Below are 14,902 nucleotides of genomic sequence, written 5' to 3'. Positions count from 1 at the left end.
CGGCCTCATGCTCTTAACCATTGCCAGCCTGTCTCAAACCCTTGATTTCCCGTGCTGCGGCAAGCATGCTGAGCTTGGCGACAATACCATAGGTATAAAACCGGTTTGGGCATGCATCAGGATCCATATCCTCGCGAGGCTCATGACACGTCTGCGCAAAGGCCAAAGGTTCGAATTTCATGCCGGGTGAATTCAGGTTTTCATCGATTCCCCGGTTCTGATGCACGCGATAAAACCCGCCCACCACCTGGCTTCCCCAAAGATAGATGACCGGTTCCGCGACCGCTTTGTCCGGCCCAAACGTTTCAAAAGTATATACACCTTCCTGGATGATGACACGCCGCACCGGCTGCCCTCCCTTGGTCATGGACATGCGTGTTCTTTGTTTGCGGTTCAGTGAACCTAACTCATTCGCATCACGCACCGTCATGACCGCCATGCCATAAGTACCCGCATCCGCCTTGATGATTAAAAACGGTTGATGAGGAATCCGGTACTCGTTGTATTTCTTCTGAATTTCGGCGAACAAGACTTCGGCATTCGCGCCCAGACACTCCATGCCTTCCTGCTGCATGAAATCAATTTCTCCGCAGTAACGAAACAAGGGGGAAATCAGCCAGGGATCTATGTTGACCAATTCCGCGAACTCGGCAGCAACCAGTGCATAATATTGAAAATGCTCCGACTTAAACCGCTGGCTCCATCCCAGCTGCGCAGGAGGAACCACCGCTTGCTGAAGGTTTTGTAAAATCTCGGGAATACCGTCCGATAAATCATTATTTAACAGCACAATATCCGGCTCATATTGATCCAGACAAAGCGCATTATCCTTTCGACGCAAGGGTTCAACCAGCACTTTTCCACCTGATTCGAGAACAATTTCATGAGGCGCGGTGATTTCAGCGCTGAGAATGCCAAAGCGCACCTGAAAACCGGCCTTGATCAATATATCCTGCAAGATTTTGATATTGGACCAGTAACGCAGATTGCGTGTATGGCTCTCTGGTATCAGGAGGATTTTTTTTGCACCCGGCACCGCTTTCTGAATAATGGCATGCGCGGCGCTGACCGAGTAATTGAGAAAATCAGGATTCAGATTATTAAAACCTGCGGGAAAAAGATTCATGTCTATCGGAGCCAGCTTGAAACCTGAATTTCTCAGATCAATGGAGCCGTAAACCGGAGGCATGGTTTGCTCCCATTGGGAATGAAACCAGCCTTCTATCAATTTGCGTCTGGCAAGAAAATGGCTCTCCAAAACATGGAGCTGCTCAGTGACTGAAGTATTGAGTTGTAATGCGGCGTGCGATGTAACCAGCATGGTAGTCCTCTTGATAATATTCGTCATTCCTTGTCATGCGCTGCGGCACAAGACCGGGTAATACATTTAACACGCAACGTTTTTATCACAGCTCGCGGTGATAAAAGTATTGATGCGGGTCATGAATTCATTGGCCGTCAGCTCTCCCACAATACGGTGTGAATTGACTTCCTGGCCCTGATTATTAAAAAACAAGACCGTAGGAGGCGCGATAACATCATAGTTTTTCAGCATGGCTTCATCTGCGGCATTGTTTGCAGAAAGATCCGCGCGCAGCAAGATGAAACGGCTTAAATTTTTCATCACACCCGGTTCGCTGAATACTGTTTTGTCCATCACCACACAGGATTCGCACCAGTCCGCATAAAAATCGAGAAGCACGGGCCTGTGTGCCGCCTGCGCTTTCGCCAGCTGCTGGTTGAGATCAGCGAGGTCGTGCACGATGGTAAATGAATTCGTCGCGAGTGTGCTTTGGCGCGCGGGAGACAGATGAGTCATGACAGCGGGCAGGCTGACGACAGTAAACAGCAGCACGCCTGCAATACCTGACGCCAGGCCAAAACCGCGCTTCATCCGTTTCGAACCCTCGAAGCGCGGAAGATAAACACCCAGATAAACCGCTGCCGCCAGCAGCATGACACTGATAAATTTCAGGATGACCGCCGGGGAAGATACACGCGACAACAACCATACTGCCATGCCTATCATCAGCAAACCGAAAAAACGTTGTACCGCATACATCCAGGGCCCGCGTCTGGGCAGCCATTTGCCCGCCGTAACGCCAATCACAACCAGTGGAATACCCATGCCTAATCCCATGGCAAACAATGCGCCCCCGCCCAGCGCCATGTTTCCGGTTTCAGCGATATACATCAACACGCCAACCAGCGGCGCGGTCACGCAAGGAGAAACGATAAGCGTGGACACCATCCCCATGATAAAGACGCCAACATAAGTACCGCCTTCCTGTTTGCGGCTGACGGAAGTAATCCGGTTTTGTAATTCACGCGGCAGGCGCAAGTCATAAAATCCGAACAGGGAAAACGCAAGCAATACAAACAAGGCGCTGACGAGAATAATAATCAAGGGCTGTTGCATCCACGCCTGAAGGGACCCGCCCATCAAGGCGGCGGCCATGCCGGCAAATGCATAGGTAATCGACGAACCCATGACATAGGACACAGACAGCATGAAAGCTTTTCCGGTGCTGACTGGCTGCTTATGGCCGACAATGATGCTGGTCAGTATGGGTATCATGGGTAAAACACAGGGAGTGAAAGCCAGCAGCAACCCCAGACCGGCGAATATCAGCAGCATTACACCCATCTGTTTGGAAGCAAGCAGCGTCCGCACCCCGTTCTGGTCTGTTAACAGTGATTGAAAGGAAGACTGGGGGGGCTGCAAAGTCTGCGCCGCACCGCCAGCCATGCCTGACTGGCCTGACAAATCCAGCGTCAATGTCTTTTGTGACGGAGGATAACAAAATCCTTCCAGTGAACAGCCTTGATAGTCCACTGTAAGCTGTATGGTTTTTGCCGAAGTCTGCAAGGCGACAGGTATGTTGACATCACCGGAATAGACTTCATATTGCCCATGCTTGGGATCTTGCTTCACCTCTCCCTGCGGCAGACGGATGTCCGCAATCAGCTTGGGATCAAAAGTAAAATGCATGCGCTGACGGTACAGATAGTATTGCGGCGCGATATGCCACTTTATATTCAGTAAGTTCGACTGTTCAACCGAGACCGTCAATACAAATGCCTTGTCGGCTGGCAACGGTGTTTTAGTGGCGGAAAAGGCCGGCCCGGCAACAAGCCAGCTGACTGCCAGTACAATAATAAACAAACACTGTTTTGCTAATTCCGCTTTGCTGTACTGCATAATCCACCTTTCATTGACTGTCGCCCGGAACGTGGTACGCCCTGCTGAATTCATGCACCGCATCCACGAGTACTTTAACATGATCCGGCGGCACATCGGGGGTTATCCCATGGCCCAGATTGAAAACATGGCCTGATCCACGGCCATAGGAGGCCAGAACACGCGCGGCTTCTTCACGAATGACTTCAGGCGGTTCCCGCAGGCAGGCTGGATTCAGGTTGCCCTGCAAGGCAACCCCATTGCCTACTCGCAAGCGCGCTTCATTTAACGATATTTCCCAATCCACACCTATCACATCACATCCGGACCGGGCTATTTGCTCCAGCCAGCGGCTCCCCCCCTTGGTAAATAAAATAACGGGAACCTTTCTATTATTATAGTGACGCAAAAGCTCCGCAGTGACCTGTTTTACGTAATAGAGTGAAAATTCCTCGTAATTTCCGGTCTCCAGCATGCCGCCCCAGGTATCGAATATCATGACCGCTTGTACACCCGCCTGGATCTGGGCATTCAAGTGCGCGCAAACCGCTTGCGCGAGTATGTCCAACAGGCTATGCAGTAAAATGGGGGCTTCTTCCAGCATTTTTAATAAGCGGGGAAAACCGGTTCGTGACTGCCCCTCTACCATGTACGCTGCCAATGTCCAGGGACTGCCGCAAAATCCGATAAGAGGTACTTTTCCAGCCAGCTCATGCTGGACCAGTCTGATGGCGTCATAAACATAAGACAGACCGGAAAGATCGGGAACCGCAAGCCGCAGGATATCTTTTTCGTGGCTTAGCGGGTGCAAAAACCGCGGGCCTTCTCCTTCCACAAACTCAAGCCCCAATCCCATGGCATCGGGTATGGTCAGAATATCGGAGAAAATAATGGCTGCATCCAGCGCATAGCGTTGCAGCGGCTGCAAAGTCACCTCGCAGGCCAGCTCAGGAGTTTTGCATAACCGCATGAAACTTCCCGCCCGTTCGCGCGTTTTGCGGTATTCAGGCAGATAACGCCCCGCCTGACGCATGATCCAGACAGGCGTCCTGTCCACCGGCTCGCGCAAGGCAGCTTTTAAAAAGCGGTCGTTTTGCAGTTGGTTCATGAAGTACCATTCCCAAGCTTAAGTATTGTAAAGACCAAGATCATATGGAGGCAAACAGCATTGAATTATGTTTATTCGCTGAATAATAGGTTCACACTTCTATCGCCAAAGCATTATACGATCTGCCCGCGGCTAAGTGAACTTAATTTTATGCCGCCAAACACCCCCTAACCGCTTGCCCGTCACCCGTAATTTTCATGGGTTCAAGCCAGACCTGACTCAGCGGACAAGTTTATCCAGCTGTTCGTTGACTGCTTTCTGAAAGGTGTAAGGATGTGCGATCATGGAGTAGGCATCAAAAGCACCAAATGCATTGATGGAAACCATGCCGTAATCCAGCATCTGTCCCAGCAGGCTTTGATCCACATTGACCTGGAAAATGGTATTGATGCGCATTTCATTGGCGTGGCGATAAAAAAAACCTTCCCGCATCATGACGCGCTTGTTGGTGACCGCGAACTCGGATGTCATGTACTCCAGACCAACATAGCCCCAGAAAATCAGGATAATCAGGCTGGGAGCCCAGGCGACATGCTGAAGTATTTCGTTATTTCGCATATAGTCATAGGCATAGATGCCAAGTATCGCCAGCACCAGCGGATAAAAGAAAATAATCAGATGTTTTTTCGTGCGAAACAAGATTTTTTCATCAGGCAGCAAATTCCTGTCAATATAGCTCACGTTTGTCCTCCCTGGTTATTCCCTGTTCATTGCCTGTCTTACCAGTCTGATTCATAAAAATATTATCCGGAGTCGCTTCGCCTGGCTGCGTTGGAGTAAGAATCGCGGTGTTCATTTTTACCGGCGAGAGATGATAATCCCTCCAATTAAGTTATAATATTCCAATTATGATGATACAGCCATACCGTTCGCCGAGAGAGTATGACGGCAGACCTTGGATCAACCCCCGGCCCATGGGTAGCATGACGAATGAATTTGAATGAATCACTCCTAAATTTTAGCCATTCCCAAAAAGCCGCGCTGGGCTTATGTTTGACAGTTGCCGCGCTGACAGGTATTACTTTCATTTATTCCGCGCTGCAATGGCGCGATGACTGGTTATTGACCCGAGGACATCCGACCAAAGCGCCGGTCATCGTAAAAAGCACTTCTTCCTCAGAACTCGCAGCCGCGCCGCCCGGAGATCATCTGTTTGGAAAATCCCTAACCAAACTGGGCGACATGCCCATTACCAACTTGCAGCTGCAAGTCACAGGCATTGTCAAAGTCGACAACAGCCGCGCCGGACAGGTATCCAAGGCCTATATTTCCATAGCTGGTCAACCCAGCAAAATTTTCCAGGTCGGCGATAAATTGCCTTACGGTGTGAAAATCTATGAAATTACCGCTGATGCCATTGTGCTTGAGAACAATGGTCATTTCGAAAAACTGCCTTTGCCGCGCGAACGCTTGCAATTCAAGCCAAGGCAAATCGTGGAGCGTACACTGCATGACTAGAATCATCATTATCTGTCTGACCTGTTTTTCCCTGCTCGCCTGCGCGACGACATCACCACGGGTCCAGTCTGAGCTGAACCAGGGAAAGCGCTATTTTGAACAAGGATATTACAAACGCGCCATGCATGAGTTGCTGCCTATCGCCTGCGATGGCAACGCTGAAGCACAATATGCCGTAGGCTACATGTATTATTACGGCCTGGGAGTTGCGCAGGATACGGATGTCGGTCACTTCTGGATCATGCGTTCCGCCAGCAAAGGCTATCCTCCCGCCATCAAAGCGCTTGAAATGATTGAAGTCAGCAAAAAATCAAACCGTCCCAGCCCTTGGAAAAAAACCGGGTAGCCAGCTCTGAGGAATGTTCCTCGCGAACCAGAATTCCTGGAAAAACGAGAATGATCAATGAACGCTCTCGAAAAAAACCGCCTTGCTGCCAACGGATAATAACCAGGAAAGACCAGAGAGACGGCGTCACAATTTATTTTTCATTCAATCCATTGATGTTGAAAAAAATACGCTGGTGTTGAGCGACCGGTATGGATTTCCTGATTTCAGCCAGCTCATCCGGATTCAAGTCCGCACAGATGACGCCGGCCCCCTCGCCTGTAAGCTCAGCGAGCTTGCGGCCCCAAGGGTGAATAATCAGGCTGTGACCGTAGGTACGCCGCCCATTACCATGCGTGCCGCCCTGTCCCGCGCCTATCACATAACAGAAATTTTCTATCGCACGGCTGCGTGTCAAGACTTCCCAGTGCGCCTCGCCAGTCTTCACCGTGAACGCGGACGGCAAAACAAGGATTTCAGCGCCCGCATTCGCCATGCATCGGAACAATTCCGGAAAGCGAATGTCATAACATACCGCCATCCCGATTTTGCCTATTGGCGTTTCCGCCACCACGATCTTGCTGCCGGGCTGAATACCGTCAGATTCCTTGTATGATTCGTGGTCGGAAATAACCACATCAAACAGATGAATCTTGTCATAACGCGCGACACATTCTCCCGCCTCATTGAAAAGCAGGGAGGCCGCCCGCACTTTTGCTTCGTCCTGGCATGCCATCGGAATCGTTCCGCCCACGATCCAGACGTGATGCTTTTGTGACTGGGCAGATAAAAAATCCTGTATTTTGCCAGCGCCAAAAACTTCCTTTTGCCTGCAGCGCTCGTCATCGTCCACCCCCATGACGGCGAAATTTTCAGGCAGCACAATCAGCCTCGCACCCTGCCTGGCCGCGGAAGCAATCAGGCCGGCCGCGGCTGCCAGATTCTCTTCCACGTCAGATGTAGAACACATTTGAACAGCCGCTACGGTTGTCATGCAAGCTCCCGTTCCGATGACGCCAAATTCATTTTGCGGGTCAGGACAGTTTGATAATCATGTCTGCGTTTACAATGCCGGTTGTTTCGTCTGAAGCTGTCACGGAAAATTGCGTTACCGATACACTCTGTTCCTTCAGGATCTTGACCAGTAACGTCATCAGCTTTTCGAAATCCACTTTTTGAAAATGCACTTCGATGGAATCATTGGAAGCCTGTTTAAGCTGCGAAAGAGACTGGTCCAGACCCGCCTGATTGATTTGCTTTTGTATCTGACTCAACAAAGCCACAGGCGATGACGATTTTGCCTTGCCCTTAGACTGACTTTCAATTTTCTGGATTTCCTGGTCCGCCGCCTGCATCCAGACAAGAGTTTCCTGATCGCTGGCAATACGTTTGCGCAGCTGATTGACATATTCCAGATACGGCGACCATATCCATTGATAAATAATAAACAAGACCAGCAGGGCACCCGCCGCTGTCATCGCCTGACGCTCGCGCGCGGCAAGACTCATCCACCATTCTTTTGCTTTCATCCAAAACTCTTTCATGCCTGCCTCTTATCGAGTGATCCGGATATCTGCTAATCCACAATAATGACCGCGTTAATCCGCGAGCCGGTCAGGTTCGCGCTCTGCTGTTTGACCCGCAAACCTTGTCGGGTCAGGAATTCAGTGAACCGGGCAAAATCATCTGATGAAGGCGCCGTTAAATCGACGGTAATCTGATTCGTCTGATAATCCAGCCGTTTTAGCTGAATGCTGGGCGTTTCCAATACTCCCTTGCCCAGATAATCAATCCATAACAGCAATTTGTTATCGCTCGCTGAAGACGTGAGTTGTTGTAATTTTTCTTCCATGCGTAACCTGGGCGCGACAAGACTGCTAGATAAAGGAAAATTGTGTTTATAGATTTTTTCTATCTGACTATCAATTTCCCTGACTCTCTGCCCCAGGATCCAGTAGGAAACAGTGGGATAAAGAAACAGTAAAAAAACCCACGCAAGACCAAGATAAAATGTCAGCTTCCAGATTCTTTGCATGTGTGGAAGACGGGATTTTTTGCTTTTAAACTCGCCTTGCAGCAAATTGAAAGGCAAATCATTCACCAGGTTGCGCGCCAGATCAACCGGCCACTGTTCCGTCATCAGCTGACTTGAGATTATTTCAACCGGCATCGTCAGGGACAGTGCGACAGGATTTTGTGAATATTGATGTATGCGCAGGCATTTGGGAATATTCACTGCGTCCGCGAGGGCGATCTCCAGCAATTCCTGCAGGTTTTGAATATCACAGGCAAACCCCTGATTTAAACCCGTACGCACAGCGGCCGTTTCTGTTATCACAATCTGCCAGGTGTTCTCTTCCAGCGGCAACGCCAGTGTTAACGGGATCATCTCATCGGCCTGCACATTCCAGGACTCCAGCAGCGCCATCCATTCCCGCATCTTTTGTTTCCCAGCGACAGCGACCGACAAGGCCCCGTCAGCCTTGTTTGCGCCGGTAGCGAAATGCAGGGAATCGACATCGCTGATCAGCCGGTCTTCCAGCGCGTAAGGCAGTGCCTGCATGAGCCTGGCATGACTCATTTTCGGCAGCCTGACCTCAGTGAGCAGAATATCTTCCGCGGGCACAACAACCGTCACTTTCTTGCCGATGGACAGTTCGGACAATGCCTGCGCTTCGCCATGGTGAATGCACTGCGCCACTGACTGATTCGCATCCAGAACGACCCAGCCGGGATGAGCCGTGTCATGCGCATGTAAATAGAGGATGAGCTTATCTTGCATTCCCAATCAATCCTTCCGTAAAGTTAACCGGGCACACTTTTGCTTTGCCAGATGATTTTGACAGGACTCTTGCCGTCATTTCCCGAACGATTCATAAGAGTATAAAGCACAACATGCTGCTTCTCTATGGCAACCTCGGTTTCCACCAGAAAATATTCACTGAGCGTCGTGATTTTTTCCGCGGGCATATCATGGTTTTTCACCAAATCCAGGGATAAAAATGCCTGCACATTAGGAATAACCGTTTCCGCGCGGATTTTGTCTACAGCCTTGCCTGTTTCCAGCGTCATTTTAGGGCTCATTGCCGCCATGACCTGAGGCGGCGCGGTCTGGATATTGATCTGGGTCGTATTTGGCAAGGCCGTGATAAAAGGTTTTAATCTGGCATATAACGCCGGCGACATCCCTTTGACCAGCTGCAATTCACTCGCGCTTTCCATCGCACGATGCGCGGCGCGGTACGGAGGAGACACGCTGAGATAATATTTTTCGAATTCATTTTGCTGCTGGCCCGGAGTGATCCAGTCCACAACACCCAGCACTATCGCCTGCGCCTGCTGCTCTGTCACTTCCGGCGCCACAATCTGGATCAGCCGCTTGAAATCCGCCTGTGCATCCGGGCTGGCGAGATTATTGAGATTGAAACGTGACTGCATATCGTAAATGACGCTGGAAATGGCATAGCCGTTAACCTGATTGACGGGTGAGCGCGCCGGCATCACATCAACAGGCTTGTTCGGTTTTTGACGAACCAGATTATCCCGTAATTGTTCTTTTGCCCAGTCAATGGATCCCTGGGCCAGCAGCTCGGCCTGCGCATTGCGCAATAACAGGCTGGTGCGCCGCGTATCTCGTTCCAGCCGCGCCATCATGAGATAAGCCATGGTGGCAACCAGCGCCACAAAAAACAGAGCAACGACAATGACCACTCCCCGCTGGCTTTTCAATCCCGGCAGTGTCAATCGTCTCATGAATCCCTGCCCTCCTGTTTTCCGCCAGAAGGCCGGCTGTCCGTCGAAGACGCGCCGGCGGGTTTGCCGGCCGGCTGAGGATTCTGATTTCCCTGCGCGGGTATCATATAAAACTGGGTCATCTCCCCCCAATCCGCCAGGTTGAGATAAATTCTTACTCCGCGCGGTAACGGCTGAAGAGCGTCCCCTCCATCAAGCGGCCAGTTATCCTGAAACTTTCCCTCTGCATCGAGATATTGAAAGCGCGCACCCTGAACGCCGGACAATAAACGTCTCACCCCGGTCCGGGTTTCCGGAGCCTGATCCAGTACCGGCCAGGTCAAACGGAACAAGCCCTCGTCACGAAAGACATATCCCGTGCGCTGCAAGGCACTGCGTGCCGGTACGCCGGTCGGATTCGCAAAACCGGCATGGGTAAATGAAAATCCCCGCGGATTTCCCACAAAAGCTCCTTCTTCCTTGCCTGAAGCATTCAGAATTGGTCGGTCCACGGATTGTGCCACATCGCGCGAAAAAATGAGCAAGGCGACCTGAAGATTACGTAAACGTTCGGCTTTTGCTTCCGTACGTGACTGTGAATTAATGACGCTGCGAAGCGCTGCCACCAGAATGACAGAGAGGATGGTGAATATAAACAGCGCGATCAGTATTTCCAGCAGGGTAAAACCCTGGCTGCGCCGGTTTTGGCGGCGGGAACCGTGGAACAAGGCATTATTGTTCATGATACAAAAAACTCTCCAGCGTCATGATAGGAGTTTCATCTTGTTCATCCTCTTCATTCGCAAAAACCTTGACGCGGACTTTCTTGATACGAGGATTAGGCGTCTCTTCTTCTTCGGTAGACCAATACCACTCCTGTCCCAGCATTTCCGTCGTCAGTTTCTGACTGCCCGATGAGCCGCCCGTTTTGAGCACGCCAGCGCGAATTTCATTCAACACCTGCTGCCCAACCCAAAGCGCCATGGTTTTTTTCTGCAAATATCCTGTGGAATTGATGTTTTGTGATGTCGCCTTGATAACAGCTGTCATGGCAATACTGACAATCGCCAGGGCAATAAGGACTTCTATCAGTGTCAGGCCCGCCTGTTTCGCGGCCTTAAGACAATAGTTTGCTGGTGACACGACCATCCGCATCCCCTGTAATGACATAACGGGGTTTTTTTCCGCGTTTCCCCACATAGATTGTAAAAGGTGTGATATCGCCATTCGTGGATATAATGACTTGCGGAGCCGCCGGTTTGCCTTCTTCGTCCTGGTTGTCGTCACGTTCGGCAGCCTGACGCTGACCGCTGATTTCCACGCCCAGCTGAATACCTTCCGGAATACGGTGCGGACCCAGCATTTTATCCTGAAACAGCGTCCAGGACGGCTTTTTTTCCCCCTCACCAGGCTGGAAAGTTGAAAACTGGTATGACTGTTCGTCCAGCGCAAGACCCAACACAACCGGCTGCAGCATGGCCTGCTCTTCCGCCAGGGTCACCAGCTGGACCAGCTCATGGGTAAACGATTCTATTTGTCTGTTTTCATTGCGGCTGACCGTCAGCAAGGCCACGCTCGTGACAATACTGATGATAAAAATCACCACCAGTATTTCAATGAGCGTGAACCCGCCGGCTGACCGCCCGCATTGACGCTTCACGATACCTGTTTCTCGCCGTTCATGTTCCAGTTGCCAATTTCGCTGTTACCATCCCTGCCTTTAGGCCCATAGCTGAAAATACGCACTTTTTCATTATCATTGATATATTGATATGCGAGACCCCAGGGATCCATAGGCAAATCCTGCAGATAACCATCCGACTTCCAGTCGCGCGGCACAGGAGGAGCGGAAGGACGCGTGACCAGCGCCTGCAATCCCTGGTCCGTGGTTGGATAAACGCCGTTATCCAGCTTGTATAAATCCAGCGCACTCTGTATTGCGGTAATGTCTTGTTTGACCTTGACGATACGCGCCTGCTCGGGACGGCTCATGATTTTTGGCACAATAATGGCGGCCAAAATGCCCAGGATGACTACTACCACCATGACTTCGATAAGGGTGAAACCGGCGGCTTTTCGATAATTCATTGATTGAAATTGGATTTTCATATTACTATACCATTATCCTGTCTTTAATGAAGAATTTGAAAATTTAACAAAATCTGTCTAAAATGTAAACAGTTATAAAATCGCCGAAAGAAGAGTACAATTTAAGTTGATGGTAAGAAAAAGCGATTATAATTAGGGTAATTGAAAACTGAATCGCAATGCGAGGATGATATGAATCCAAGAGAAGCCCAACAAGAAGTCTATAAAAGCTTGCTAAATACTGCTGATAAAAGCTCAAAAGCTTTGAAAGAAGTATTTGATAATATTAGGCAAGCAATGGAAAACCTGCTTAGGTCAGCCTACTCAGACAACCAGCAGTTAAAACTGGATATCGCCCAATCACTTACCAATCCTCAGCTGGCCCAGCGCGCGGATGAAAGTGTCAGACCCATGGTAGAAAACCTTCAAAATATTCATAGGGAATTGGCAGAAGCCAATGATGAAATGATTAAGCTTCGCTCTAAAATCACCCTGCTTCAAGGCCGGGCGGAGACTGCCGATCCGAAGATGAAAGCCGCGCTTGAAACACAACTGAATCAGCTGAGTGAATTAAACCAGAAATACACAAAGACTTACCAGCAGGTATACAAGGAAGCGCAAACCCTTGCAGTCACCATGGGAGACTCCAAATTTGCCGAGCCTGGACAAAAAGACAAGCTGGATAGCACGCTGAAAACATTATACGTCCAGGCTGCTGAACTGAAACAGCAAGCCAAGCAAAAAGCACAAGTCGTTAAAGAAGTGGAAGATACTTATAAACCTCAATCACCCGGGATGAAATAGCTCAAGCCCCTGAGATACGCAAAGGATATAGGAGATCATCATGTTTGAGCGGTTGCAAAAGCCTTTTTTAACTGTAGAAACAGGCGAGGCTTATCAACCTATACGTGTAGCCTATCAAATCCTTCAGCCAGAAAAACTGGAACCCGCCTTGAAAAACCTGCAGTGCGTGGAAGCAAAACAGGGAGGATGGAATGTCTTTTGGCGGGGCGAATGCGAAGATACCCACTTCGAATCCCTGGATTCCTTCAAAAAAAATCCACAACACCCTTTACGCCTGGGCACCATGATTATCAAGGAAGGCACATTATATTTAAATCTGCCTTCTTTCAAGCGCGCGTGTCTGCTGGTGCCCTTGCTGCACAAATTGATAGACCCGGCGATCATCAAAATCATTAAAGCGGATTTCATCAATAAAGTATTCGGAATCAATGAAAGACTCCCGCATGGTTTCGCGGAACTGTTCGACGAAGATGAGCTGGAACGAATTGTGCATCAGCGTGTGCACGATTACGAAGTCGTACAAGCCCGCTGTGAACAAGCCGCGACCGCCGAAGAAGCATTCAAAATCCTGTCCGAATATACCAACGCGGAATCTCATAAACGCCTGCCTTATGCCGAACGTTACGCCTTTCAGGAAATTGACGGCATGGACCCTGACGTTGCCTATCTGGGTTTTTACATTTTCCTGCGCGGCCGGGAACTGGTGGCGATACGCCGCTGGTTTGGCGAAACCGGTTACACTCTCGCCGACGCAGCAGAAGAAACCATAGAGCAAGTCTTTGGCGGCATGAATATCGACATCATTGAATAATGATTGCAGCGGCAGTTTCATCGCTATTCTGACCTGACCCCCCTGGCAAACCTCTTTCGCGAATATCGGCAGTGGATACCCGCCAACGTAAAGACGCCGCTATCCGGTGAATTCATTCAGATTAAAGATGGGCAGTAACACGGCAAGCACGATAAACAATACAATCGCACCCATGATCAGAATCACGGCGGGCTCAAACAAAGCCAGTCCGACTTCAATAAGCCGGCTGATTTCGTCTTCCTGATTTTGCGCGACACGCTCCAGCATGGATTCCAGCTGGCCGCTGGCTTCCCCGCTCGCTATCATATGGATACTCATGGGCGAAAAGTAGGTGGTCTGTTTCAAGGCAAGATGTATGGCCGCGCCTTCACGCACATGGAGTACGGCCTGTTCAATAGAATCGCGTATCGGCAGAGTGGTGATCAACTGGGCAGAGATATTCATGGCTTCCAGAATGGGCACGCCTGCCGCGGAGAGAATAGACAAGGTACGGGAAAATCGCGCGGTATCAGCTGTTTTGACCGCATAACCCAACAAAGGCAGGCGCAACAGCAATCGATGTGATTTTTCCCGCAGTGCCTCGCTGCTTTTCAACGCCCGCCGCCAGATAAAAATGCCCGCCGCTATCACGATGAGGGTATACAAGCCGTAACTCTTCACAAAATAGCTGATGGATATCAGTATTTCCGTCATCGCCGGCAAAGCCTGATTCAAATTGCCATACACGGCTATCATTTTGGGGACCACGTATTCCAGCAGAAACCCCACGATACCGATTGCAACCAGCACAATCATGGAGGGATAAATCAATGCAGTTTTAAGTTTCTGGCGCATTTGCCATTGCTGCTCGGTGTAATCCGCAAGACGCAACAACACCTTGTCAAGATGGCCGGTCTTTTCTCCCGCCGCAACCGTCGCACTGAACAGATCAGTAAATGCTTCCGGGTGATCTCTCAATGCTGCTGCCAACGAATGTCCTTCGACCACTTTGCTGCGCACTGAAAACAGCAGTCCCTTGACACGAGGCTTGTCCGCCTGCTCCGCCACCGCTAGCAGCGCTTCTTCAACAGGTAACCCCGCGGATAACAGAGTGGCAAACTGCCGTGTGATGAGGGCCAGCTCTTTGCTGCTTAATCCGCGCGATTTTTTAAACAAGGCAAATGAAGCCTTGCCGGCTGAGCTCTTTTTTTCCTGTGCAGGCTGCACACGCACCGGCACAAAGGATTTATCACGCAGCAATTGCCGCGCGTGTTTTTCGCTTTCCGCTTCGATAACGCCTTTTTGCTCCCGGCCGTTTTGACTGATCGCAACGTAATGATAAGCCGGCATGCACCCCCCTTAACACTTGAATTGACTCATACAGTGACAAATCCGTGAGCGTCATTCACCGTTGAC

Annotated in this window: 17 protein-coding genes; 4 read left to right on the top strand and 13 right to left on the bottom strand. The window is 50.2% G+C overall.

The features are described 5' to 3' along the window. Positions 1–13: 13 nt before the first annotated feature. The 4 genes from gshA to AQULUS_RS01795 all read right to left on the bottom strand — a co-directional run bounded on the left by gshA (position 14) and on the right by AQULUS_RS01795 (position 4,970). The gene (gshA, locus tag AQULUS_RS01810; RefSeq protein WP_197737273.1) at positions 14–1,348 is read right to left on the bottom strand and encodes a glutamate--cysteine ligase; all 1,335 of its coding nucleotides are present in this window, start codon (positions 1,346–1,348) and stop codon (positions 14–16) included. Positions 1,349–1,387: 39 nt separating this feature from the next. Next, positions 1,388–3,202 (bottom strand): protein-disulfide reductase DsbD, encoded by a 1,815-nt coding sequence (gene dsbD / locus AQULUS_RS01805; RefSeq protein ID WP_172622695.1) that lies wholly within the window; start codon positions 3,200–3,202, stop codon positions 1,388–1,390. Between the two features lie 10 nt (positions 3,203–3,212). Then, on the bottom strand, positions 3,213–4,289 hold the full coding sequence (hemE, locus tag AQULUS_RS01800; RefSeq protein ID WP_148338058.1) for a uroporphyrinogen decarboxylase: 1,077 nt from the start codon (positions 4,287–4,289) through the stop codon (positions 3,213–3,215). A gap of 219 nt (positions 4,290–4,508) precedes the next feature. Further along, entirely contained in the window at positions 4,509–4,970 is a 462-nt protein-coding gene (locus AQULUS_RS01795; RefSeq protein ID WP_148338056.1) for a PH domain-containing protein, read from the bottom strand. A gap of 255 nt (positions 4,971–5,225) precedes the next feature. Between AQULUS_RS01795 and AQULUS_RS01790 the strand changes: the two genes are divergently transcribed. Then, positions 5,226–5,747 carry a type II secretion system protein N gene (locus AQULUS_RS01790; RefSeq protein ID WP_172622694.1) on the top strand — a complete coding sequence of 174 codons (522 nt, stop codon included), beginning with the start codon at positions 5,226–5,228 and terminating at the stop codon, positions 5,745–5,747. Beyond that, entirely contained in the window at positions 5,740–6,093 is a 354-nt protein-coding gene (locus tag AQULUS_RS01785; RefSeq protein WP_148338052.1) for a tetratricopeptide repeat protein, read from the top strand. Before AQULUS_RS01790 ends, AQULUS_RS01785 begins: the two co-directional genes overlap by 8 nt. A gap of 133 nt (positions 6,094–6,226) precedes the next feature. On the opposite strand, the gene AQULUS_RS01780 is transcribed toward AQULUS_RS01785, so the two are convergent. The 8 genes from AQULUS_RS01780 to gspG are packed head-to-tail and all read right to left on the bottom strand — an operon-like array spanning position 6,227 to position 11,913. Beyond that, positions 6,227–7,066, bottom strand: coding sequence for a carbon-nitrogen hydrolase family protein (locus AQULUS_RS01780; protein ID WP_148338049.1), 840 nt, complete (start codon positions 7,064–7,066; stop codon positions 6,227–6,229). 40 nt (positions 7,067–7,106) lie between these two features. Then, a complete protein-coding gene (gene gspM / locus AQULUS_RS01775; protein ID WP_172622693.1) occupies positions 7,107–7,601 on the bottom strand; it encodes a type II secretion system protein GspM in 495 nt (164 codons plus the stop codon). 47 nt (positions 7,602–7,648) lie between these two features. Beyond that, complete coding sequence (gspL, locus tag AQULUS_RS01770; protein WP_148338045.1) at positions 7,649–8,854, bottom strand: type II secretion system protein GspL; 1,206 nt, start codon at positions 8,852–8,854, stop codon at positions 7,649–7,651. A 23-nt stretch (positions 8,855–8,877) separates the two neighbouring features. Beyond that, the gene (gene gspK / locus AQULUS_RS01765) at positions 8,878–9,825 is read right to left on the bottom strand and encodes a type II secretion system minor pseudopilin GspK (protein WP_148338043.1); all 948 of its coding nucleotides are present in this window, start codon (positions 9,823–9,825) and stop codon (positions 8,878–8,880) included. Then, positions 9,822–10,547, bottom strand: coding sequence for a type II secretion system minor pseudopilin GspJ (gspJ, locus tag AQULUS_RS01760; protein ID WP_148338041.1), 726 nt, complete (start codon positions 10,545–10,547; stop codon positions 9,822–9,824). The genes gspK and gspJ overlap by 4 nt, the downstream gene beginning before the upstream one ends. Beyond that, positions 10,537–10,953, bottom strand: a complete 417-nt coding sequence (gene gspI, locus AQULUS_RS01755) for a type II secretion system minor pseudopilin GspI (RefSeq protein WP_172622692.1) — start codon at positions 10,951–10,953, stop codon at positions 10,537–10,539. The genes gspJ and gspI overlap by 11 nt, the downstream gene beginning before the upstream one ends. After that, positions 10,922–11,464, bottom strand: a complete 543-nt coding sequence (gene gspH, locus AQULUS_RS01750) for a type II secretion system minor pseudopilin GspH (protein WP_172622691.1) — start codon at positions 11,462–11,464, stop codon at positions 10,922–10,924. The genes gspI and gspH overlap by 32 nt, the downstream gene beginning before the upstream one ends. Beyond that, entirely contained in the window at positions 11,461–11,913 is a 453-nt protein-coding gene (gspG, locus tag AQULUS_RS01745; RefSeq protein ID WP_148338035.1) for a type II secretion system major pseudopilin GspG, read from the bottom strand. The genes gspH and gspG overlap by 4 nt, the downstream gene beginning before the upstream one ends. A gap of 171 nt (positions 11,914–12,084) precedes the next feature. Between gspG and AQULUS_RS01740 the strand changes: the two genes are divergently transcribed. Both AQULUS_RS01740 and AQULUS_RS01735 read left to right on the top strand, forming a co-directional pair. Beyond that, positions 12,085–12,696 (top strand): hypothetical protein, encoded by a 612-nt coding sequence (locus AQULUS_RS01740; RefSeq protein WP_148338033.1) that lies wholly within the window; start codon positions 12,085–12,087, stop codon positions 12,694–12,696. A gap of 40 nt (positions 12,697–12,736) precedes the next feature. Further along, a complete protein-coding gene (locus tag AQULUS_RS01735) occupies positions 12,737–13,507 on the top strand; it encodes a hypothetical protein (RefSeq protein WP_148338031.1) in 771 nt (256 codons plus the stop codon). A gap of 99 nt (positions 13,508–13,606) precedes the next feature. Here the strand turns inward: AQULUS_RS01735 and gspF are convergent, their stop codons facing one another. Further along, entirely contained in the window at positions 13,607–14,836 is a 1,230-nt protein-coding gene (gene gspF / locus AQULUS_RS01730; protein WP_148338030.1) for a type II secretion system inner membrane protein GspF, read from the bottom strand. Positions 14,837–14,902 lie beyond the last annotated feature (66 nt).

Origin of the sequence: Aquicella siphonis (assembly GCF_902459485.1) — a bacterium.
Lineage (GTDB): Bacteria > Pseudomonadota > Gammaproteobacteria > DSM-16500 > DSM-16500 > Aquicella > Aquicella siphonis.
Note: the sequence above shows the minus strand (reverse complement) of the source record. Positions and strands in the feature narration are given on the sequence as shown.

What these genes read in the sequence shown, in the direction of transcription:
- hemE (WP_148338058.1), bottom strand. Translation starts at nt 4,289, where the DNA reads ATGAACCAACTGCAAAACGACCGCTTTTTAAAAGCTGCCTTGCGCGAG.
- gspF (WP_148338030.1), bottom strand. Translation starts at nt 14,836, where the DNA reads ATGCCGGCTTATCATTACGTTGCGATCAGTCAAAACGGCCGGGAGCAA.
- AQULUS_RS01740 (WP_148338033.1), top strand. Translation starts at nt 12,085, where the DNA reads ATGAATCCAAGAGAAGCCCAACAAGAAGTCTATAAAAGCTTGCTAAAT.
- gspL (WP_148338045.1), bottom strand. Translation starts at nt 8,854, where the DNA reads ATGCAAGATAAGCTCATCCTCTATTTACATGCGCATGACACGGCTCAT.
- AQULUS_RS01785 (WP_148338052.1), top strand. Translation starts at nt 5,740, where the DNA reads ATGACTAGAATCATCATTATCTGTCTGACCTGTTTTTCCCTGCTCGCC.
- gspM (WP_172622693.1), bottom strand. Translation starts at nt 7,601, where the DNA reads ATGAAAGCAAAAGAATGGTGGATGAGTCTTGCCGCGCGCGAGCGTCAG.
- gspI (WP_172622692.1), bottom strand. Translation starts at nt 10,953, where the DNA reads ATGGTCGTGTCACCAGCAAACTATTGTCTTAAGGCCGCGAAACAGGCG.
- AQULUS_RS01735 (WP_148338031.1), top strand. Translation starts at nt 12,737, where the DNA reads ATGTTTGAGCGGTTGCAAAAGCCTTTTTTAACTGTAGAAACAGGCGAG.
- dsbD (WP_172622695.1), bottom strand. Translation starts at nt 3,202, where the DNA reads ATGCAGTACAGCAAAGCGGAATTAGCAAAACAGTGTTTGTTTATTATT.
- gspK (WP_148338043.1), bottom strand. Translation starts at nt 9,825, where the DNA reads ATGAGACGATTGACACTGCCGGGATTGAAAAGCCAGCGGGGAGTGGTC.
- gspJ (WP_148338041.1), bottom strand. Translation starts at nt 10,547, where the DNA reads ATGAACAATAATGCCTTGTTCCACGGTTCCCGCCGCCAAAACCGGCGC.
- gspG (WP_148338035.1), bottom strand. Translation starts at nt 11,913, where the DNA reads ATGAAAATCCAATTTCAATCAATGAATTATCGAAAAGCCGCCGGTTTC.
- gshA (WP_197737273.1), bottom strand. Translation starts at nt 1,348, where the DNA reads ATGACGAATATTATCAAGAGGACTACCATGCTGGTTACATCGCACGCC.
- AQULUS_RS01780 (WP_148338049.1), bottom strand. Translation starts at nt 7,066, where the DNA reads ATGACAACCGTAGCGGCTGTTCAAATGTGTTCTACATCTGACGTGGAA.